19 protein-coding genes are annotated in these 21921 nt (G+C 53.8%); 14 read left to right on the plus strand and 5 right to left on the minus strand.

The window, feature by feature from the left end:
• Positions 1 to 136: 136 nt before the first annotated feature.
• Complete coding sequence (locus tag ACH5Y9_RS14395) at positions 137 to 2446, minus strand: TonB-dependent siderophore receptor (RefSeq protein ID WP_445366538.1); 2310 nt, start codon at positions 2444 to 2446, stop codon at positions 137 to 139.
• Between the two features lie 575 nt (positions 2447 to 3021).
• On the opposite strand from ACH5Y9_RS14395, the gene ACH5Y9_RS14400 reads away from it, so the two are divergent.
• From ACH5Y9_RS14400 to ACH5Y9_RS14415, 4 genes are all read left to right on the plus strand, one after another.
• Positions 3022 to 3540, plus strand: coding sequence for an RNA polymerase sigma factor (locus ACH5Y9_RS14400; protein WP_033157978.1), 519 nt, complete (start codon positions 3022 to 3024; stop codon positions 3538 to 3540).
• A 73-nt stretch (positions 3541 to 3613) separates the two neighbouring features.
• A complete protein-coding gene (locus ACH5Y9_RS14405; protein ID WP_445366539.1) occupies positions 3614 to 4582 on the plus strand; it encodes a FecR family protein in 969 nt (322 codons plus the stop codon).
• 344 nt (positions 4583 to 4926) lie between these two features.
• The gene (locus ACH5Y9_RS14410) at positions 4927 to 5571 is read left to right on the plus strand and encodes an energy transducer TonB (protein WP_445366540.1); all 645 of its coding nucleotides are present in this window, start codon (positions 4927 to 4929) and stop codon (positions 5569 to 5571) included.
• Between the two features lie 253 nt (positions 5572 to 5824).
• Positions 5825 to 6574: an IS5 family transposase gene (locus ACH5Y9_RS14415; protein WP_445366335.1), complete on the plus strand. Its 750-nt coding sequence runs from the start codon at positions 5825 to 5827 to the stop codon at positions 6572 to 6574.
• A 113-nt stretch (positions 6575 to 6687) separates the two neighbouring features.
• Here ACH5Y9_RS14415 and ACH5Y9_RS14420 read toward each other — a convergent pair whose 3' ends face one another.
• The gene (locus ACH5Y9_RS14420) at positions 6688 to 8382 is read right to left on the minus strand and encodes a sensor domain-containing diguanylate cyclase (protein WP_445366541.1); all 1695 of its coding nucleotides are present in this window, start codon (positions 8380 to 8382) and stop codon (positions 6688 to 6690) included.
• A 1045-nt stretch (positions 8383 to 9427) separates the two neighbouring features.
• Between ACH5Y9_RS14420 and ACH5Y9_RS14425 the strand changes: the two genes are divergently transcribed.
• Positions 9428 to 9982: a hypothetical protein gene (locus ACH5Y9_RS14425; RefSeq protein ID WP_445366542.1), complete on the plus strand. Its 555-nt coding sequence runs from the start codon at positions 9428 to 9430 to the stop codon at positions 9980 to 9982.
• Between the two features lie 11 nt (positions 9983 to 9993).
• Positions 9994 to 11769, plus strand: a complete 1776-nt coding sequence (locus ACH5Y9_RS14430) for a bifunctional metallophosphatase/5'-nucleotidase (protein ID WP_445366543.1) — start codon at positions 9994 to 9996, stop codon at positions 11767 to 11769.
• 91 nt (positions 11770 to 11860) lie between these two features.
• On the opposite strand, the gene ACH5Y9_RS14435 is transcribed toward ACH5Y9_RS14430, so the two are convergent.
• The 3 genes from ACH5Y9_RS14435 to ACH5Y9_RS14445 all read right to left on the minus strand — a co-directional run bounded on the left by ACH5Y9_RS14435 (position 11861) and on the right by ACH5Y9_RS14445 (position 16245).
• On the minus strand, positions 11861 to 12604 hold the full coding sequence (locus tag ACH5Y9_RS14435) for a hypothetical protein (RefSeq protein WP_445366544.1): 744 nt from the start codon (positions 12602 to 12604) through the stop codon (positions 11861 to 11863).
• Between the two features lie 258 nt (positions 12605 to 12862).
• The gene (locus tag ACH5Y9_RS14440; protein ID WP_445366545.1) at positions 12863 to 14476 is read right to left on the minus strand and encodes an alkaline phosphatase; all 1614 of its coding nucleotides are present in this window, start codon (positions 14474 to 14476) and stop codon (positions 12863 to 12865) included.
• Between the two features lie 128 nt (positions 14477 to 14604).
• The gene (locus tag ACH5Y9_RS14445) at positions 14605 to 16245 is read right to left on the minus strand and encodes a choice-of-anchor I family protein (RefSeq protein WP_445366546.1); all 1641 of its coding nucleotides are present in this window, start codon (positions 16243 to 16245) and stop codon (positions 14605 to 14607) included.
• 189 nt (positions 16246 to 16434) lie between these two features.
• Here ACH5Y9_RS14445 and ACH5Y9_RS14450 point away from each other — a divergent pair, with 189 nt between their 5' ends.
• The 8 genes from ACH5Y9_RS14450 (at position 16435) to ACH5Y9_RS14485 (ending at position 21823) form a co-directional block, all read left to right on the plus strand.
• Positions 16435 to 16794 carry an ArsR/SmtB family transcription factor gene (locus ACH5Y9_RS14450; protein ID WP_205453656.1) on the plus strand — a complete coding sequence of 120 codons (360 nt, stop codon included), beginning with the start codon at positions 16435 to 16437 and terminating at the stop codon, positions 16792 to 16794.
• The gene (locus ACH5Y9_RS14455) at positions 16791 to 17270 is read left to right on the plus strand and encodes an arsenate reductase ArsC (protein ID WP_445366547.1); all 480 of its coding nucleotides are present in this window, start codon (positions 16791 to 16793) and stop codon (positions 17268 to 17270) included. The genes ACH5Y9_RS14450 and ACH5Y9_RS14455 overlap by 4 nt, the downstream gene beginning before the upstream one ends.
• Positions 17271 to 17288: 18 nt before the next feature.
• Positions 17289 to 17645 carry an arsenite efflux transporter metallochaperone ArsD gene (gene arsD, locus ACH5Y9_RS14460; protein WP_445366548.1) on the plus strand — a complete coding sequence of 119 codons (357 nt, stop codon included), beginning with the start codon at positions 17289 to 17291 and terminating at the stop codon, positions 17643 to 17645.
• Between the two features lie 17 nt (positions 17646 to 17662).
• On the plus strand, positions 17663 to 19474 hold the full coding sequence (gene arsA / locus ACH5Y9_RS14465) for an arsenical pump-driving ATPase (protein WP_445366549.1): 1812 nt from the start codon (positions 17663 to 17665) through the stop codon (positions 19472 to 19474).
• 138 nt (positions 19475 to 19612) lie between these two features.
• Positions 19613 to 20059, plus strand: coding sequence for an ArsI/CadI family heavy metal resistance metalloenzyme (locus ACH5Y9_RS14470; protein ID WP_445366550.1), 447 nt, complete (start codon positions 19613 to 19615; stop codon positions 20057 to 20059).
• A gap of 21 nt (positions 20060 to 20080) precedes the next feature.
• Positions 20081 to 21133, plus strand: a complete 1053-nt coding sequence (gene arsB, locus ACH5Y9_RS14475; RefSeq protein ID WP_445366551.1) for an ACR3 family arsenite efflux transporter — start codon at positions 20081 to 20083, stop codon at positions 21131 to 21133.
• A 64-nt stretch (positions 21134 to 21197) separates the two neighbouring features.
• Positions 21198 to 21404: a hypothetical protein gene (locus ACH5Y9_RS14480; RefSeq protein ID WP_033157910.1), complete on the plus strand. Its 207-nt coding sequence runs from the start codon at positions 21198 to 21200 to the stop codon at positions 21402 to 21404.
• Positions 21405 to 21559: 155 nt separating this feature from the next.
• Positions 21560 to 21823: a hypothetical protein gene (locus ACH5Y9_RS14485; RefSeq protein WP_033157911.1), complete on the plus strand. Its 264-nt coding sequence runs from the start codon at positions 21560 to 21562 to the stop codon at positions 21821 to 21823.
• Positions 21824 to 21921 lie beyond the last annotated feature (98 nt).

Below are 21921 nucleotides of genomic sequence, written 5' to 3' on the forward strand. Positions count from 1 at the left end.
TACAAGGTGCGATTAGCGAAGCGTAATCGCACGTATTTGGGCACAAGTTTCAGGATTGCATGCGTCCGATTACGCTGCGCTAATCGGACGAGCTGTAACGCACAGGAACGAGCCCAAAGATATGCGGCCTCCTGGCTTAAAACTCCACCTTTACCGATCCCAGCAGCGTTCTTGGCGTACCGATATTAACCCGCGAGTTCGGCCCCAGGCCCGGAATCACGTCTTGCAGATAATTTTTGTCCAACAGATTGTTTACATTCAGCTGGAAAGTGACTTTGGATTGGCTGACTTTCAGATTGTAGGCAGCCATTAAATCAACCGTAATAAACCCCGGCACATTATAGGTATTCGGCACATTGGTGGAGGCATCGCGCATAGTGATGCCTCCGCCGACTTTAAACCCTTTCAATGACTCCTGTTGAAAGTCGTAAGTATTCCAAAACGTGCCGACGTTTCTGGGGATCGCGAACATCCGCCGACCTTCTCGGCCGTCGTTGTCTTTGGTAACGCGGGTGTCCAGATTGGCGTAGGTGGCAATCATGTTCCAGCCCGGTAGGATTTCGCCTTTAATGTCCAGCTCCGGTCCGCGGCTACGCACCTCGCCGACCGCGATGGAATACAAGGGATTGTTGGGGTCGGTGGTGGCGACGTTTTGTTTGGTCAAATCGAAATAGGCCAGCGTGGCGCTGAGCCGGCCATCGAAAAACTCGCTCTTGGCGCCCAATTCCCATTGCTGGGCGCTCTCGGGCGGCAGCGGCTTGCCGCCCTGGCCCAAGCCATTGGTGGCGCCAAAGTTTTCGACATAATTGCCGTAAAGGCTCAACCAGTCTTGCGCCTGCCACAGTACCCCGACGCGCGGCGTCACGGCATCTGCGGAAAGCTTGGATTGCGCCACTTTATCGGCTTGATCGACTACCTGGTAACGCAAACCGCCCATCACGTGAATCCCGTGCGGCAACTGAATCTGATCCTGGGCGTACAAGCCGTAAAAATCGGTGTCGGTGTCGTAGCGGTCAAATCCGGTCGGAAAGCTGTAGCCGGTGTGGATAGGGTTATAGATGTCGATGCCGGTCGCGGGATCGCCGTAATAATATTGGCCTGTCGAACGGTTGTTGTAATAGTCGCCGCCGACCAACAGTGTGTGCTTTAACCCAAAGGTATTGAAATGGCCGGTCAAGTCCAGCGTCGTGTAATAAGTATTGATGTCGGCCGGATTGGCGACCACGATTCGATTTAACTGGCTACCCGTCAGTCCGTCTCCCAGCATCGCTACGCTGTTTGGCGTGTCCCGGCGCTCGGTGACGAAACGGTGGCTGATGCTCCAGTCGTCGTTAAATTGGTGCGACCAATTGAAGCCCAACAAAATGTCGTCGTGATTCTCCGGGGTCTTTTCCATTAAATTGCGCCCGCGCGGCATATCGATAAACCGGCCGTCGACGTAAGGCCAAACCATGGTGTCGTTGACCAAATTGTCGTGTTTGTATTCCATCTCGAAGGTAATTTGCGTTCGAGCGCTGATGTTCCACTTCAGCACCGGCGCCAGAAAGATGCGTTCGCTATCGACCAACTCGCGGTAAGAGCCGCTGTTTTCGTAAGACGCATTCATCCGGTACAACAAGGTATCGTCGTCCGTCAGCGGACCGGTGGCATCCATTGTGGTGCGGTAAAGATCGAACGAACCGAACTGCTGCTGTAAGGCGTAATAAGGGGTATTCAGCGGCTGCTTGGTCACCACGTTGACCATGCCGCCCGGTTCCATCCGCCCGTAAAGAATGGATGCGGGGCCTTTGACCACTTCCACCCGTTCGACATTGGCCATCTGCCGCTTGCCCCAAGAACTGAACTCGGAGTCGTAGCGGAAGCCGTTGCGAAATAGTGCCGAACTGCGAAAGCCGCGCAGATAGAGATCTTCGGACAGGACCCCGGAACCCGCGCCCAGGGTTACGCCGCTGACATTTTTTAACGCGGTTTCTATTGTGATCGCTTGTTGATCGTTCAATACCGCTTTCGGCACGATTTGAATATTCACCGGCGTTTCCATCAATGGCGTATCGGTTTTGGTGGCCGTCGCGGAATCTCGCAGCGCATAATCCTTGTTATACGGATCGTTCGCGTCATAAGCCGCCCTCCCCATCACCGTTACTGCCGGCATCGTAGCCGCCGACTGCGGCTCGCTGTTATTGACCACCGGTTTGGCTTCGATAATCGCCGTACCGTTGCCCACCAAGCGATAACCCAACCCGCTGTCCTTCAGTAATTTGTTCAGCCCTTGTTCGACGGTGACCGTCTCACGCAAAGCCGGTGCGCTTAGGCCTCGCGTCAATTCGGCATTGAATACCAGTTTCAGGTCGGCTTGGTCGGCAAAGGCCGTATAGCTGGCAATGCTCAGTGCCAGCGCCGTGATGGCAAATGGCGCGCTTAAGGGCGCGAGTATGGGTGTCCTCATAAAATCTCCTGATTGCGTGAATGACTGCGCCGATAACCGGCGTTACTCTTCACAACGTTTCAGGGAAGAAATCATGAACACTACCTTAAAAATTTTTCAACATATGGCCGGTATTGCCGAAGGGCACGCTAGCCTGAGTTTCGACGAGCTCAGCCTTTATGCCCCTGAGGGTACGAACGGAATACCGGTAATAAATAGGGCCGGGGAGATTTTCCGAATAAATGCTCGCCGATCCACTTTATGCCTCCGATGCTTTGAAAAACAACGAGGAGCGTCTTCAGTCCATTGGGTAGAGCAATATTGGCCTGCTTGCAGTGTGTCATATCACGCCTTATGCGGCATTTCACACAGCTCAGTTGATGCAAATTCAGGCCAAAATAGGCATTTGACGTATCCCGGCGGCGGTCAAATGTTGGATTTTTGAAGACGCTAAAGCCGCATTAATAGCGCCTATCACGGCCGTTGCTGCCCGGCCGCGTGCCTAAATTGATACGGAATAAAGGCCATTGGCGCCGATTTTGCTTCGTCAAACGTCTTGATAGATAACCCACTTGTATCGCTTTCAAAAACGACTGATGACTGCTGTTTCGGACACACTGGATCATTTCTTTCGGGAAAATCGGGACGATTTAATCGGTTTTTTTCTGCGCCGCCTGCATTGTCCCGATACCGCCAAGGATTTGGCCCAAGAAACCTTTGTGCGGCTATTGTTCTCAGAACAGCGGACGCCGACTCAGGATAGGCGGGCGTTGGCGTTTTTTATCGCCGGCAATTTGGTGGTCGATCATATCCGCAAGGAATCGGTACGCGCCCGTTATGCGCCAAGCCAGGAGATACCGGCCGAACTACTGGAGGCGGTTGCCGGCAATGATCCGGACGCCGAAAAACAGTTAATGGCCTGGCAGGATCTGGATACGGTCAATACGGCCCTGAATGAATTGCCGGAGGAGTGCCGGGCGGCGTTTTACTTAAGCGCCATCGAAGGCCTGACTTACGCGCAAATTGGCGAATGTTTGGGCGTGTCCGAACGGGCCATCGCCAAACGCATTGCCAAAACTTTGAAGCATTGCCGTGACCGTCGCGAGCAACACTGAATTGGCCTGCGGTTTATTTTCCGGCAACATTGTTTTATCGTTCGCCCACTCCTTCCCCGTTTCAGCAGCCTTGATGAACACCGACCCCGACAACTCCAATGAAAGCTTGGCCGACCAGGCGATAGACTGGCTGGTGCTGATGCGTTCCGGTTCGGTTACAGACGCCGCGCGCCACCAATTCGAGGCCTGGTATGGTCAAGACGACGCCAACCGGCAAGCCTACGCCGAGGCCGAAGCGCTGTGGGGTTCCGTCGCGCAAGCCGTTAAAACCACACCGCCCGCCAATTTCCAGCCAAAGCAAATTCATGCCGTTCCGCGTTTGCCGCGGCGAGCCGGTTTGGCGCTGGCCGCGTCGTTGATGCTGGGCCTGCTGATAGGCCGGGATAGGCTGCACGATTGGTTACTCAGTGATTATGCAACCGCCGTCGGCGAACAAAAGCAGATTCAATTGGCCGACGGCAGCAGCGTGTTGCTGAATACCGATACCGCGTTGGACATAGACTGGTCGGCGGACAAACGGCGCGTGGTATTGCTCAGAGGCCAGGCCGAGTTCAAGATTGCTAGTGATGCCAATAGGCCGTTCGAAGTGGAGGCCGGCGATACAGCGGTGCGGGCCTTGGGGACGGTGTTTGATGTCGCGCGCCCTGCCGCCGATAAGGTCGAAGTCAATGTTACCGAGCATGCGGTAGCCGTGCGCTTGACCGATCAAGCCGATGTCGCCGCGATACGGGTGGAGGAAGGCCAGCGATTGACGTATTCCAATGGCGGTGGGTTGGATAAGCCGGCACCAGCCAATCTCAACCAGTTAAATGCCTGGAAACGCGGCAAACTGATTTTTCACGATCAGGCACTGGCCGACGTGGTAGCAGAGTTAAACCGCTATTCCAAAGCCAAAATCATTCTGAATGGTGCGGATGTCAAGCAATTGCGAGTTAGCGGGGTATTTCCAACCGACGGTATGGCAATGCTGGATGCCTTGCAAAAATCCTTGGCGCTACGTCAGACCGCATTGGGACCGTGGCTGGTGATTTTGCATTCTTGACGCGAAAACAGAATCGGCCGGGCCGTATAAGGAACCGCCGCTGCGGCAATTGGCCGCATTCCTGGCGGCAAGGCTTTTGTCATAATTAATTTTAAATCGTCTTAACTTGGCGAATTTAGTTGTTTGGAAGAATCACGCCAGCTCAGGGACGCCGCCGCATGTTTAACCGCCAATCCTAAAAACCCGTGCCATTTATTAGAGCGAATCGAATCGGACTTGTTATTGCTCAAAATCCGGCAGCATCTTTTCTTGATGCATCCGTCGGCGTCGAAGCCGGCCGCGCGGTGTTGCTAAAACCAACCCGCAACAAAGAAAGTTCGCGCAACATCGCCGTGCTATTTTTGATGTTAGTTACCGTTATGTTGCTGCACTTGGCCGGGGTCAGCTGCTTCTTGTGCCCCGACCTGCCGGAGGCAAAAGCCAGTCCGCTTAAAATGGAAGTGTCGACGATCACGGTTCCGGCCAGCAAGCCAAGCCTTGAGCGAACCCAACCGCCGCCGCCCAGCGTTGCCCAACCCAAACCTAAAAAGCCGCAACTCAAACCCAGGTTGAAAAAAGTGACGCCGCAGGCGCCGCCGTCCGATTTTTCAATGCAGGAACAAGTTTTTGATCAACAGCCTCGGCTGATCGACGATGCCACTCAGCCGGCGATTGCCGAGAAAGTAAGTGCCGACAATCCAAGTCCGACGTTTACCGAGGCGTATCTGAATGCCGCTTACCAACACAATCCCAAGCCGGAGTACCCCGGTATCGCCCGCAGCCGAGGCTGGCAGGGCAAAGTGGTTTTGCGCGTGGAAGTCAGCGAGGATGGCCTGGTAGTGGGCGTTGCCGTCGAACAAAGCTGTGGTCACGAAGCGCTGGACGAATCCGCGGTCGAAGCCGTCAAACAATGGCGCTTCGTACCGGCCAAACGCGCGGAAATCAATGTCGCCAGCGCGGTATTGGTGCCGATCATTTTTACGCTGCAAGACCAAGCGCCGGCTTTTTAGATTTTCCGCCAGTATTGCAGTACGCTGGAAACAGCAGGCGGTCGCGGGTTTTCCGGATAATACTGTGCTTGCCAGAGCCGCACGCCGTGTTTCCAATCAAATTGATTAATCATTTCGAGAGCTCACGCGCCATACAAAAAAGTACTAATTTCGTTCACTCTGTTTAGGGGCTGTTGCCATTTTGAAACGATAGCCTTGAAATCGAACGGCTCTGCCTCATTGATTGATTTTTCAATCAGAAGACAAGTGAGCTATGCCGCGACAAATGTTTACGGATGCATACTGGAATAAATTCAAAGCCATCCTGTTAAGCCTGGGGATTTATGACAAGCCTTCGCTCAGGCAAACGGTAGAAGGGATTTTTTATCGCATGCGAGTCGGCTGCCCCTGGCGAGACCTGCCTGCCACGTTTGGTAAGTGGAATGCAGTCTACAAACGGTTTAATGCGTGGTCACTGCAAGAAAAACTGATGGGCATCTTTCGAGGCCTGGTTGTGGCACCGGATTTGGAATGGACCTTTATTGACGGCAGTATCGTGAAAGCGCATCAGCATAGTAGTGGTGCGGCTCATGAACAGGATGCCGCGATTGGGAAATCCGTTGCGGGTCACACCACGAAAATCCATATGGCCGTTGATGCCTGTGGGCTGCCTATTCATTTCTCGATCACCGGTGGTGAAGTCCATGACTGCAAAGAAGCGCCGGAATTAGTGGCTAAACTGCCTTTGGCTGACTACACGGTCGCTGACAAAGGCTATGACAGTGAACCTCTACGGATTCAAATTCGAGAGAAAGGGAGTGTCCCTATCATTCCTAGAAAACAAAATTCAATCGTCGGGAATGACGGAATGGATTGGTGCCTCTACCAATATCGCCACCTCGTTGAAAATGTCTTTGCGCGATTGAAACATTTCAGAGCCATCGCGACGCGATATGACAAATTGAAACGCAATTTTGAAGGCGTTGTCGCTTTGGCCTGCGCTTTTATTTGGTTACCCATGTAAAACGGCAACAGCCCCTATTAACATGGGATAAAAACTACTCCCAAAATCGGATAAATAATCAAAAAACGCCTGATCAATTACGCTTGACTCCGCCAAAAATAAAAGCTGTCAAGTCAGATTGGATTAAGGGACGTTTTATTTTTATCGCAAGTCCCCAAACCCACAGAACAATTCGCGCATACCACTTTGTTGCGGCCGGTTTGTTTCGCTTCGTAGAGCGCTTGATCCGCTGCCTGCAAAATAACATCCAAACCTGGAAACTCATCCGTCAATCGGCTTATCCCAATCGAGACTGTCACGTTTATCTGTTCTTGGTTTTCGGATAGTACCGGCGCCAAAGCAACTGCTTTACAAATGCGGTTTGCGATAAGCTCGGCTTGATTCACGGTAGTGTTGGGCAGCAGTGCGACAAACTCCTCGCCGCCCAAGCGCGCAAACAGATCGATTTCTCTCAACACACTAGAGCAAGTAGCCGCGAATAACTTAAGGACTTCGTCGCCGGTGGCGTGGCCGTATGTGTCGTTGATTCGTTTGAAATGGTCTATGTCCAGCATCATTAAGGACAGCGGCTCCGGCCTCCGTAAATGACGTGCAATTTCCCGCTTCGCAAGTTCAAGGAAACGCCGCCTGTTAATCAAACCGGTTAGAACATCGGTATGCGCCTGACGCTCCATTTCCAACATGTGCTCGGCTTGCAGCTGCCGCCGCAATTTTCTTTGCAGTAACAGATAAGCGAAACCAGCGCTGGTCAGTGCCAGCAACACATAAAATAGAATCACCAGCGGCCAAGTAAAGGCTTGTGCCGACAAAGACGTTTTTGAGAGAGACAGCGGCGGCAACCACAATACCAACTTCCATCGATAAGCCTGGGCGCTTGTAATTGCAATGCCGTCATCCGCCGATTGCGGCGCCAAACCCCAATTGCCTAACGAAGCGCTATCCAGGGGGCGAACCGTTTTGAACAGGAACATACCTTCTTCGTTAAAAATTGTCCCCCCCTCTTCTTGGCTAACATGAGGCCAAACACTGGGAAACTGATTACCAAAAACCTCGGCTGATTTGTCACGAGCAAACCCCCATTCTTTTTCCGGTGCATGGCCATTGCTGAGCCAATAACCGTCCTCATTCATCAGCATGACGACATGCAAAGCCTCCGCTAGCTCACTGCTACCGACAACCTTCAATTCATCGAGCATTTCTTGCGCGTCGTAATTGTAAATAATGATCCCTTTGCTGTTGCCATTATCGTCATAGACATGCCTGGCAAAACGCACCATGGGTTTGTATGGGACTTCGAGCTTGCCGTTTTCCATGTTCAGATCCAATGGCGAGACGTAGAGGCCTTTTTCGTCAAGCGCCATGGCTGCTTTGAAAAAGTAACGGTCCGCTTTATTTTGCAGCTCAGACTCAGGTGTGACGAAAGAACGATTTTGCTGACGCGACACCCTGACAATTTCAATCCCGTCGTTGGCTATGAAGCGAATTTTGTAATAGCGGCGGTAAGCCTTCGAAATCGCCAGAAAAGCGCGCGTCATGGCGGCGAGATTTTCCGGATTGGGGTTGTTTAAGTAATGTCTAACCACAGGTAATTGGGTCACGACATTTAAATCGGCAATCGGTTCGAACATGGCGCGCTTGATGATTTGCTCTGATACTGCCAAATATCCGCTTTCCCGAGCCCGAATCACATCCAGCCGGCGATCCTCGGTAAATCGATACGCGCTATACACCAATGCTGACAGCAGCGAGGCTAAACCCAAAAATAAGGAAATGCTGAGAATCAAAAATTTGGTACGAGGAATGTACATTCTAATCTCCCTGTACAGTTGAGCAACACGATGATCGCTAACGGTAAGGCCGTAAGACATCATTCGTAGACTTCAATAGCCACAGCCGCATTGAGCCGCATGGTGGCCTAGAGCATTCGGCGCATTACGCTATCGCTAATGCGCCTACAAAACTGCGCAAATATTAGCTGGATTTCAAACATCGCGGCGGGGTTTTGTCCCGTATGCCGCGCCGAGCACCGGAGGGTTTGGACGGATGAAGGCCGTAAGGCGCAATTCGTAGGGCGTCAATAGGCGCAGCCGTATTGCGCCGCATGTTGGCCTTAAAGCATTCGGCGCATGACGCTATCGCTAATGCGCCCTACAAAACTGCGCGAATATTAGCTGGGTTTCAAACTTCACGGCGGGGTTTTCTCCCGTATGCCGCGCCGAGCACCGGAGGGTTTGAACGGATGGGCCCGAAGGGGCGCCGCAGGGATGCGGCGCGTTGCATGCAGGGGCTGGGAAGCCCCTTCGGAAAACCCCGTTCGAACCCGAGGAGCGCAGGATCAAAGCGGCATCCGGGCCGCCTTTTCTTTGGATACTTTCTTTTGGCGGAGCAAAAGAAAGTATCTCGGTCCTCGGTCCGAGAACCGACTTTAAAACAATCGTCGCGATAGCGACACCAATCCTAATAACCCAGCTTCGATCCCGAGCAACCTGGAAGTTTTCTCCAACATTCATGCTCGGAACGACACGATTGGAATAATTTTGTTCAACAGCCAAGCTCTGTACTCAAACAGTCGAAAACCAGGCCGGACTAACGACATCCCGAAATACCTCATTCCGCGAATTTCATCGATTGCCTTCCAGCCACCCAAGCCAGAGTCAGCGCCCGAATAAAACCCGCAACACCCGTGTATTACATTTCACGAAATCTTCATTTAGCAATCACAAGTTCATCACAAAATTTCCTTAGGCTGTACTTGCTTTACCCATAGCGATGGAAATTTCTCAACCCCATATGAACGAGCAGCCAGCGGCTTATAACAAAAACGCCCGCGCTGTCTTTATCGGAGCACTCTAAATGATCAAACAATCTGTTCTTGCCGTGGCCTTGCTGTCGGCAATCTGCACGCAAGCCGAGGCGATTACCCTTAATGCCGACGGCGCTTGGCATGCGTTCGACGTAGACAATTCGGTGTCTAATTCCGGTGACTTGGAATGGATAGACCTGAATAACAATGCTTTAAGCTTTGAATTCACCTTAACCGGCTCGGCGATTTTGCGCGTAGTGGACGCCGGCTTCGCTGGTGATAGATTCAAGATTTTTAACGCGGCCAGCGTACTCGGTGAAACCTCGGCCGCCGTTAACAATTATCCAACTTCTGTTTACAGCGATTTTGACTTGGCTTACGCCAACTCAGCCTACAGCCGCGGCGAATTTCTGCTGGGTGCCGGCAGTTATCGAATCAGCGGTCTGCTGATCGAATCGGCTCTGGATGATACCTCCACCGAGCTTAACGCCACCGTCGGCGCTGTCAGCCTGACCGCCGTACCTCTGCCCGCCGCTGCGGGCTTATATGCAGCCGGTGCCGGCCTGCTGGGCTTGGTATCTCGTTGCCGCAAATCCACTAAATAAGGGTTAAACCAATGAAATTAAAAAAACTTGCCATGGGCATTGCCTTGGGTTTGGGCACACTGGGCGCGGCCAATGCCGTGACCACCATCCCCACCACCACGATTAAAATCGTCGCGTTCAACGACTTTCACGGCCAACTGGAATCTCCCGGCACATTCCGGCAAACACCCACCAGCGCCGCGTCCACCAATATTCCAGTCGGCGGTGTAGACTGGATGGCGGGTTACATTAACGATCTGAAAAACCAAAATCCCAGCACTGTGGTGGTCTCGGCCGGCGACATTATCGGCGCCACGCCGCTGGTTTCCGCGTTGTTTCACGACGAACCGACCATCGAAACCATGAATCGCCTGGGTCTGGAATTCAACGCGGTCGGCAATCACGAGTTCGACGAAGGCAAGGACGAGCTGAAACGCATGCAAAACGGCGGCTGTCATCCGACCGATCCTAACTCCTGCCAAGGCGCTTCAGTCGGCACGCCGGTTCCGTTTGAAGGCGCGGATTTCAAATTTCTGGCTGCCAATGTGGTCGAAACTGCCTCCGGCAAAACCTTGTTCCCGCAATACGCGATCAAAGTCATCGGCGGCGTGCGGGTGGGCTTTATCGGCATGACCTTAAAAGAAACCCCCACCATCGTCACACCTACCGGCGTGGCCGGCCTGGAGTTCAAAGATGAAGCGGCAACCGTAAACGCCTTGATCCCAAAATTGCGCGCGCGCGGCGTCGAAGCGGTGGTGGTGATGATTCACCAAGGCGGCACGATACCGGTCACCCAAAGCAAATCTACCATCAACAACTGCGATGGCGGTTTGGACGGTTCGCCGATTAAAACCATCGTCAATCAGTTGGACGACGAAGTCGATTTGGTGATTTCCGGCCACACTCACCAAGCCTATAACTGCCAAATCGCCAACAAGGCCGGCCGCTTGATTTCGGTGACCAGCGCCAATTCGCAAGGCCGGGTACTGACCGACATCGACGTGGCCATCAACACCGTGAACGGCGAAGTCAGCAGCGTCAGCGCCGAGAACATCGTCGTTGATCGTAGCAACACCGCCATCACGCCCAATGCAGCAATTAAAACCATCGTCGACAATTACAAAGCCCTGTCCACGCCCATCGCTAACCGGGTGATCGGCAGTATCAGCGCGGCGATTACTCGCACCGCGACCGCAGCCGGCGAGTCGGCTTTGGGCGATGTGATTGCCGATGCGCAATTACTGGCGACGCAAAACGTCGGCTTTGGCGAAGCAGTGGTGTCATTCATGAACCCCGGCGGCATCCGCGCCGATTTGACCTTCCCATCCAGCGCGGCTAACGAAGGCGACGGCAAGGTGACTTACGCGGAAGCCTTTACCGTGCAGCCGTTCGGCAACACCTTGGTGACATTGACCTTGACCGGCGCGCAAATCCACACTTTGTTGGAGCAACAATTCACCGGCTGCACCGTGGGCTATCCGGCCAGCGCACCGGCTGCCGGCCAAGCGTTCAACCGCATCATGCAAGTTTCCAACGGCTTTAGTTACGAATGGAAAGAAAAAGGCACGGCTTGCGATAACGTCGATCCCGCCAGCATCAAAATCAACGGTGTAGTGGTAGACCCTGCCGCCAGCTATCGGGTTACCGTGAATAACTTCATGGCCGACGGCGGCGATCAATACTATGTGTTGACACAAGGCACTAACCGTCTGGGCGGCGCTTTGGATCTGGATGCGCTAGAAAACTACTTCACCGTCAACGGCACGGTAGCCCCAGGCCCGCAAAACCGGATTTTGCCGGCACCTTAAGTTTTAGGGATTAGTTGTAAGCTCTGTAGTAGTACTCGGGCCCGCTGGTACGCGATACAGCGGGCTTTTTTTTGCCTGACGGTTCTAGCGCTTAATGATGATGCTCATGCCCCATTTGCGCTTGTACCTTGATCACGAACGGGTCGGATTCCTTGTCGCCCAAATCGGCGAAATCGATCACGTCATAGCTGTCAATGGGGGTCGGTTGCCAGGGCGCGGCGCTTAAAGAATAAGCCTGCAACAGTTCGGTGCGCTCGGTAAATTCGCCCTGTTGCCGTTCGATCAAGGCCGGTAACGCAAGGTCCAAACGCATCACCAAATGCCATTCGGTATCGGTGACTTTACCGCTATATTCGCGGGTCGGGATGCCGTCGGTCCATTCGATTTCTTCGGCAGTCAGTTTGTCGAGCAGCTGGCTATCCAGCAGCAACGCCAATTTTTGCCAGGACGGCGTGATGTCCAGCATCCTTAGATCGCCGGCCTGAAATTCGATTGCCCGCTGGTCTTGGTGATACAGCTTACGGTGAATCAGCTCTTGGCCGTCACGCTGCCACAGTTCGCCTACGCCCAGTTGCGGCCGTTCTATCGTGATCTGCTGGCTATCGCGCCAGAAGCGCCAGCTCACCTCCGTCGGCAAGGCTTGGTGCTCGTCTTGTTCGTGCTCTGCGCCGGTGCGGGTGGTGACAAACTCGGCGGCAACGGCGGGTAAGTTTGCCGAAAACAAATCGGTGATGTTAGCGGCATGCTTGGCCGGTGCATGGCTGCAAGCCGCTAAAACGATCAATAAATTGAGACCAAGCAGTTTGGGTAAAAATTTGAAATGGGTGTTGAACATGGATCCTGCACTTTAGCGGTATTCAAAAAAATGTAATTATTCAGTGAATTGCAAAACTCTGACAATCGCCGAGAAATTGCTCCCTCTCCTGATGGAGAGGGTTGGGGAGAGGAGAATTAAACTAGCAAAATACTTTGTTTTCATCCCCTCACCCTACCCTCTCCCGCTGGAGAGGGATTCTTGTACTTCGCAGTGAATAATTCCAAAAAATCAGGGACGGCCAGCGTCCCTGATTCGGCTTTGGGAAAGGTTCCCGGACTATTTGCGCATGCCTAGGGCATCCGCCATCACATGATAAATCACGTTTTGTTCCAGCGTACCGCGTACCAGGTAAGCGCCCGGACCGTCCGCATAGATCGCCACGTCTTCGCCGGCATGGGTTTCCGCGCTCATCGGTACGGTGGCTTCCTGCATGTAGTTTGGATTGGCGGTATCAACCGCTGTCAAATCAGGACGCAATTTGCTGCCTGCATATGCGGCGGCCACTGTGCCTTCGTTGGCAGGATTAAATTCCTTGCGTTGCAAGCCACCGGTCCAGCCTGGGCCGTTAGCATAGGTCAGCGTCGTGTAAGGCAAACCTAAAGAATCTTTAGTAACAACGCCGTCTACCGCGGTTTTACCCAGGATAGGATTGCCGCGCGACGGATAACCGGCGATGGTGAACACATGGCTGTGGTCGGCGGTGACCAGGATCAAGGTGTCTTCGTCGCGGGTTAGTTGTTTGGCTTTTTTCACTGCATCAGACAATGCCACAGTATCGGTCAGCGCCCGGTAGGCATTGCCGGCGTGGTGCGCGTGGTCGATCCGGCCGGCCTCAATCATCAGGTAATAACCTTTGCGGTTTTTTTCCAGAATTTTGATGGCTTTTTCGGTCATCTCGGTCAGAGACGGTTCACCGGCGGCGTCTTGCGCGCGGTCGGCTTCATAGCGCATATGCGAACGTTCGAACAAACCCAACAAATGATCGGTAGACGCGGGATTTACCGCGTCGAACTGCGCTTTGTTCCAAACATAGTCGGAATTATTGTATTGCGATGTCCACTCCAAAGTTAGGTCGCGGCCATCGGCACGGCGGCCTTTTTGGGTTGGGTATTCAGGGTCGGCAACATTATTAGGCATGAAATAGCTGCGGCCGCCGCCCAATGCAACTTCAAGGCCGTCGCCGTAAGGAAACTCCAGCAACTGGCGAGCAATATCCTTCACGGTGGCGCCGGCAGGCAGATTGCTGTCGGCTTCCCAATCGCGGTTGGAAATGTGGGCGTAATTCACGGCGGGCGTGGCGTGGGTAAAGCGCGCGGTTGTGACGACACCGGTGGACATACCGCGTTCTTCAGCGCGTTCCAGGATGGTTTTCACGCTTTTTGCGGCGGTGACTTCCGCTCTAGGTTCGGTACGGTTGATGCTTTGATCGACGGAAATAGCACCGTCGTTGGTTTTGACACCGGCCACCATCGCGGTAGCAGTAGGTGCTGAATCCGAGGTTTGTTGATTGGCGCTGGCCGTAACCGAATGAGCGATATTGTTGAATTTTTCAAATTGCAGACGGTTAAATTCTCCGTCGCGGCCAGCCATTTGGCCTTCCAAAATCCGTGCGGCAGTGACGGTTGACACGCCCATCCCGTCGCCGACGAACAAGATAACGTTTTTGGCTTTGCGCAGCTGTTCCACGTCTCTTTTATTGACCAACACCGCAGCCTCACCGGCTTTGAACCATTCAGCGCCGGATGTCGGTACTTGGCTGGTTTGCGCGGGTTTATGAGAATCGTGATGATCGCGGTCGGCATGGTCGTGGGCGACTGCGGCGACCGACAAGGTAAAACCGAAGGCGCCGACAGCGACTGCCGCCAGTTTTTTTGGATGTGTTTTTTTCATGTGTTGCCCCGAGAGCGGTTGATGGAGCGGCAACATTAGCGATTGAATATTACAAGCGCGTTACGGGATAAAACGGGAAAGCCAGCTTAGCCGATATAGCTCGGCCAAGCTGGCTTCAAGTGCGGATCTTAATGTTTACGGCCGCGTTGCATTCCCATCAAGCCCACCAGCGCGGAACCGAACAACCAAACCGCGCCCGGCACCGGCACGGCCGATACTTTGTACAGCGAAGTGGTTTCGCTTACCTCATCGGCCACCGCCAGATAACTGCCTTGGGCATTGCTGAAGAAACTCAACCCCTCGGGACCGATGTCGCCGCCGGTGAACAACATGTCCAAAAACGTCGGACTGTTCAGGTCGGTCAAATCCCAAACCATCACCGCATTGGAACGCTCCAAACCCAGGAACAACAAGTCACGGCCGTCCACTTTACCCACCACCGCAGTTTCCGGCTCAGGACCTTTGTTGTCGCTACGGCCATCGTCCCATAAGGCTGCGAAAGCCGCGTTACCAGGGTTCGCCGCAATCAACGCTTTGATGGTTTGTTCCAGTTTGTCGCCGGAATCAAACACCATGCTGCCATTGGCATCCAGAATCGAGAACGAGCGGGCGCCGAAGACTTGCAGTTGATCCAGGTCACCATCGTTGTCCAAATCCCCGCTCCTGGAAACCGTCAGTCGATTCAGCTTGTCATTGTTCGTGGCCCAATCCGGTCCGTGCAAGGCTGTCATGGCGGCATTCAAGGCGGGATCGATAGTCGCTGCGCCCACCCGCACTTCTTCCGCACCGCCCGGCCAATCCTCGCGAGAGTCACCTTCGTTGGCGGTCACGTAATATTGATTGCTGTCTTTGCTAAAACTGGCGATGCCGTCGGGCATGTACATACCCATCACATTCCAGTTCTGGATGTTGCCTTTTAAAGCCGCAGTGCCGGGACCGTCGCGATCCGAGACATCCAGACCGTTGCCGGCTAAATTGTGATCCTTCAAACCCAGGGCTTTAATGTCGGTGACAGTGGCGCTGGCAATGTCGATGACCGCAACCGAGTTAGCCTCTTGCAGCGTCGCAAAAGCTTTGCTGCCGTCTTGGCTAACCGCAATGTATTCCGGTTCCAGATCTTGCGCGACGCTGGCGTTCGGCCCGGTCAGACGCACGCCGCTGGCTTTCAAAGCCGCCGCTGCACCGTTGAAAGCGGTAAATCCGGCCGTTTGGACGGCAAAGCTGTTGGTGTTGATAATACTCACCGAGCCTTCCGGATCGCCGCTTGGCCCCACCAAATAGCTGCTGGGCTCGCCTTCGTTAGCCACCAGCAAGCGGCTGCCGTCGGGCGTGTATGTCACTGCGTCAGGGTTGGCACCGACGGTTACGCTGTGTTGCAATGTGTAGTCAGCCGCATTGTAAAAACGCACCAAACCCGGATCGGTTTTCGTCGGCGCCGTCAAAGCAATGGCCGCTTGGCCGTTTTTCACCGCCACGCTGTTGATCCCGCCGAGCGCGCTCGTGGAAATGCTTTGCAGCAAATTGCCGTTCATATCCAACACGTCGATGCCGCCTTGGCCAATATTGGCCTGATTGGCATCGGTTCCCGCTACCCACAAGCGATTGTTAACCGCATCGTAGGAAACGATTTCCGAACCCATGGCGCTTGAACCATTAGCTGCAGTGTGATTGAAGGTCCATTGATGCGACCATTGAAAATCCCCCGCAGCGCTGGCATTGGCAGAGGCCAGCACAGCAGCGACGGCGGCGGCGATTGAAGTGAGTTTCATAAAAATGCTCCTGAGGCCCTATTCGTTTGGTGTTTGAAGAAAGGATGTGTAAGTACCATCTCACCGACAGCGTCGGAACGGTAGTCTTGCGAATGGTAAATAGCCTTTATGACAGTAGCGTTACGCGACAGCCGCATCGTAAACGCCCGGAAAATTGACTTGTTTCCATATTTCAATTATTGTTGAAATATGGAAAATAAAACTGCTGTGATCGCCCTGGCCGCACTGGCCCAAGAATCCCGTCTGGCAATTTACCGCGCGCTGGTGCAAGCCGGCCCGGAAGGGTTGGCCGCCGGAAAAATCAGTGAAGCCACCGGCATTGCCCCATCTTCCCTATCGTTTCATTTGAAGGAATTGACTTACGCCAACCTGGTGAACTCGCGCAACGAAAGCCGCTTTGTGATTTATACGGCCAATTTTTCCGCGATGAACGATCTGTTGGCTTTCCTGACTGAGAACTGTTGCGACGGCCATCCCTGTCTATCGCTCTCAGCCTGTTCCACCAATAACGAATCTTTACCCTCAACCCCGACCGACACTCCATCATGAACGTATTGTTTTTGTGTACCGGCAACTCCTGCCGTTCCGTCCTTGGCGAAGCCACTTTCAATCATTTGGCACCGGCCGGCTGGCGTGGCCTGAGCGCCGGCAGCAAACCCACCGGCAAGATCCACCCCCGTTCCTTGGCCTTGCTGGCCCGAGAAGGCATTTCTACCGACGGCTATTACAGCAAGTCCTGGAATGACCTGCCGGTGACGCCGGACATTGTGCTGAGTGTGTGCGGCAATGCCGCCAACGAAACCTGCCCCGCCTACCTGGGCCCGGTCATGCGCAGCCATTGGGGCGTTGAAGATCCGGCTCACGTCGAGGGTACCGACGAGGAAATCGACGCGGCCTTCATGGTCGCGTATCGGATTCTGCGCCATCGCATCGAGCAGTTTTTTGCTTTACCGTTGGAAGAGTTAAAAAACGATCCCGAGCGTCTGAAAGCCGAACTGGATCGCATCGGCACCTTGTTGCCTTAGTTGTTAAGGAGTTTCCTTATGACCAGTATTCAAATATTTGATCCTGCATTGTGTTGCAGCACCGGCGTTTGCGGTGTGGAAGTCGATCAGCAGCTGGTGGGTTTTGCCGCCGATGTCGATTGGGCCAAGCAAAACGGCGCCGCCATTGAGCGCTTCAATCTGGCGCAAACCCCGTTGGCATTTGCCGAAAACCCGGTGGTTAAAGCGTTTTTGGAGCGTTCCGGCGCCGAAGCCCTACCGTTGATTTTGGTGGATGGTGAAGTCGCCTTGGCGGGCCGCTATCCGAATCGAACCGAATTGGCGCGTTGGGCAGCCATTAGCGTAGCGGAACAGCAAGCCCCGTCGGGCTGTTGTAGCGGCAGCAGCTGTTGTTAACTTCTGGTGATCGTGCCGTGAGCAGCGATTGCAAATTTCTCGATCAAGCGCCACGCTTTCTATTTTTTACCGGCAAAGGCGGTGTGGGCAAGACCTCTATCGCTTGCGCCTCGGCCGTAAAATTGGCGGATGCCGGCAGACAGGTGTTGTTGGTGAGTACCGACCCGGCCTCGAACGTCGGCCAGGTATTTGGCATCGCTATCGGCAATCAGATCACCGCCATTCCGGCGGTGTCCGGCCTGGCGGCATTGGAAATCGATCCGCAAGCGGCGGCGCAAGCCTATCGCGACCGTATCGTCGGCCCGGTGCAGGGCGTGTTGCCGGACAGCATCGTTAAAGGCATAGAAGAACAGCTCTCCGGAGCCTGCACCACGGAAATTGCGGCATTCGACGAATTCACCGCACTATTAACCGACTCTGATTTGACCGCCGGCTACGACTATATCGTGTTCGATACCGCCCCGACCGGCCACACCATCCGCCTGTTGCAATTGCCGGGTGCCTGGAGCGGCTTTTTGGAGCAAGGCAAAGGCGATGCCTCTTGCTTAGGCCCCCTGGCCGGTTTGGAAAAACAGCGTAGCCAATATAAAGCCGCCGTCGCCGCATTGGCCGATCCGCAACGCAGCCGTTTGATCCTGGTCGCCCGCGCCCAACCATCGACCTTGCGCGAAGTGGCGCGCACCCATGAAGAATTAGACGCCATCGGCTTAACGCAACAATATTTGGCCATCAATGGCATCTTGCCGGCAAGCGAAACCGCGCAAGACCCGCTGGCGAATGCCATCTACCAACGCGAGCAACATGCTTTGGCCGACATGCCGGCAGCGTTAAATAGCCTACCGATGGACCGCATTGAACTAAAGCCCTTCAATCTGGTTGGACTGACGGCTCTCAGACAATTGCTTAGCAATGCCGCACCGCTAGCAATGCCTGACAGTGAAGTGATGCCAGCCCTACCCGCAGCCAATCTATCGACACTTGTGGACGAGATTGCCACTGACGGTCATGGCCTGGTGATGCTGATGGGCAAAGGTGGCGTTGGCAAAACCACCCTGGCCGCAGCATTGGCGGTGGAACTGGCACAACGCGGTTTGCCGGTGCATCTGACCACCTCCGACCCAGCCGCCAATTTAACGGACACGCTAAACGGGGCTTTGTCGGACCTGACAGTCAGCAAAATCGATCCACATGCGGAAACCGAACGCTACCGTCTGCATGTGCTGTCCACAAAAGGCGCCAAACTGGATGAACAAGGCCGCGCCTTGCTGGAAGAAGACTTGCGCTCGCCGTGTACCGAAGAAATTGCCGTTTTCCAAGCCTTTTCCCGCATCATCCGCGAAGCCGGCAAGAAATTCGTGGTGATGGATACCGCCCCTACCGGCCATACCTTACTGCTCTTGGACGCTACCGGCGCTTACCATCGCGAGGTGGCGCGGCAGATGGGCGATTCCAATCAGCATTTCACCACGCCGATGATGCAGTTGCAGGACCCGCGTCAAACCAAGGTGCTGATCGTCACTTTAGCGGAAACCACGCCGGTACTGGAAGCCGCTCATCTGCAAGACGATTTACGCCGGGCCGGCATCGAGCCCTGGGCCTGGGTGATTAATAACAGCGTGGCGGCGACCACCGTGCATTCGGCGCTGTTACGCCAACGCGCGGCCAATGAATTGGCGGAAATTGCCGAGGTAGCGGATCGACACGCCCAACGTTATGCGCTCGTGCCCTTGTTGCGGGAAGAACCGACAGGTGTGGAACGCTTGCTGGCATTGGTCGGCGGCCAAACTTCTTCTCCTTTAGTACCTACAGATCATAAAGGAGAAGGTTGAGATGAGGGGATTAAAATCAGTTATTTACATCCCTCACCCTAGCCCTCTCCCTGAGGGAGAGGGAATTTTCAGAGGTCCCCACCAAACAATGCTAGCTAATCTCCAATCTCATTCACTCTTTACCCCGGAGCAAACGCGATGAAACGCCTGCATATCCATCTCGCCGTCGATGATCTGGCAAAAAATATCGACTTTTATAGCGCGCTGTTTCAAAGCGCACCGAGCGTGCGCGAAGCCGATTACGCCAAATGGCTGTTGGATGATCCGCGCGTCAATTTCGCTATTTCCAGCCGCGGCCGCCAGCCGGGGTTGGATCATTTGGGAATACAAGTCGAATCTGGTGAGGAATTGGAAGCAGTCCAGGAAAACCTAGCCGCTGCCGAGCTACCGGTCGCCGCGCAAAAACAAGCCAACTGCTGCTACGCCCAGTCCGATAAATACTGGACCGTCGATCCGCAAGGCATCGCCTGGGAAGCGTTCCACTCCTTGCAAACCATTCCCTTATTTGGCGACGACCAAGTCGTGCAACTGGAACCCGCCAGCAGTTGCTGCAAACCGCCGGTAGCCGATAACGCTGCACAGTAAATAGCAGACTTGGAGATTTAAATGAGTACCCCGCATTGCCCCAACGCCCGCTTATCCTTTCTCGACCGTTTTTTGACGCTATGGATTTTCATCGCCATGGCGATTGGGGTCGGCATCGGTTTTCTGTTTCCCACGGAAGTAACTGGCTTTAACACGGCGGTATCGGTCGGCACTACCAATATTCCGATAGCTATCGGCTTGATCGTGATGATGTACCCGCCACTGGCCAAAGTCCGTTACGAAGAACTCGGCGACGTGTTCCGCAACTGGCGGATATTGGCCGTGTCCTTGCTGCAAAACTGGCTGCTCGGACCGCTGTTGATGTTTGTATTGGCTATCGTGTTTCTGCGCGATTATCCGGAGTACATGGTGGGCCTGATCCTGATCGGCCTAGCGCGCTGCATCGCGATGGTCATAGTCTGGAACGAATTGGCCAACGGCGATAATGAATACGCGGCGGGCTTGGTGGCATTTAACAGCGTATTCCAGGTCTTATTTTACAGCGTCTATGCCTGGTTGTTCATCACCGTGCTGCCGCCCCTGTTCGGCATGCAAGGTAGTCTGGTTGATATTACGATTGGCGAAATCGCCAAGAGCGTATTCATCTATCTGGGCATTCCATTTATCGCCGGCTTTAGCACGCGCTTTCTATTGGTCAAAGCCAAAGGCAAGGATTGGTATCACCAGCATTTCGTCCCGAAAATCAGCCCACTGACCTTGATCGCCCTGCTGTTTACCATCGTGGTGATGTTCTCGTTAAAAGGCGATTTGATTGTGCAATTGCCGCTGGACGTGGTGCGGATTGCGATACCGCTGTTGATTTATTTTGTGGTGATGTTTTTACTGAGCTTTTGGCTGGGTAAAGCCATCGGCGCCGGTTACGGCAAAACCACCACACTGGCGTTTACCGCCGCCAGCAATAATTTTGAATTGGCGATTGCGGTGGCGGTGGCGGTGTTTGGTATTAATAGCGGCGCGGCGTTTGCCGCGGTGATTGGACCCTTGATCGAAGTGCCGGTGATGATCGCCCTAGTCAATGTGGCTTTCTTTTTCCGTAAACAGGGGATGATTTAAAAATAGCAAAACGTTTACCCAACGACTGCATTACCCCTCTTTAACCTTACAAAGGAATACTCTCATGGCTACTGATAAATCGAAAAACGATAGAAAGAAAATTGCGGTGGAAGAACCCACTTACGACCAACTGAAAAACTTTTCCCGCTTTAACGGCTTAAAAACCCGTACGGTGGTGGCGTGTATGGTGAATATCATGCTGCAAGATGAAGTTTTAAGCCGCCGTGTCGTCGAGCAGTGCCTGGCTGCCGACTCAGAGGAAGCCAATTAGCGTCAGCCGGATCAAAATCGCCAACAATTTTAAGCGGCGTTGATTAAAGTCAAAGCTATCAGAACAAGCCTGTTTGATAATTCAGCCGGACATGTTCAATCGCACATGCCACGCGGTTTTTTTGGATTCATCAGCGATTAAGTCAGGTTATGACTATGGACAATGACATTTTAATCGATCAAGCCCGGCAGCTTTATGCGGCATTGCATGCCAGACAGATTGGGCTGTTGGCTCCCAACCTTACGGCATTGGATCGCCTGGAGCGTTTGATTTTCAGTGCCTATGGCCGTTACCAGCGCCGCTTGAACCGTTGCGCACTTTGTTACCAAACCCGCAAGCATGACTGTGAGCGGGAGCCCGGTAAAAAGCGTATTTCTTGCCAACGCCGCAACCCCTTCGCCGCTGTTGCCCGGTTTTAACCGGCAATATTTTGCTGTCCACGCCTGGCTTATTTGTTTAGTATTGCGCCATGGATGACGGCGAATTTGCACAGCTTCCGCGGCGGTATCGATAGGCA

It is taken from the genome of Methylomonas sp. BW4-1 (genome assembly GCF_052474385.1).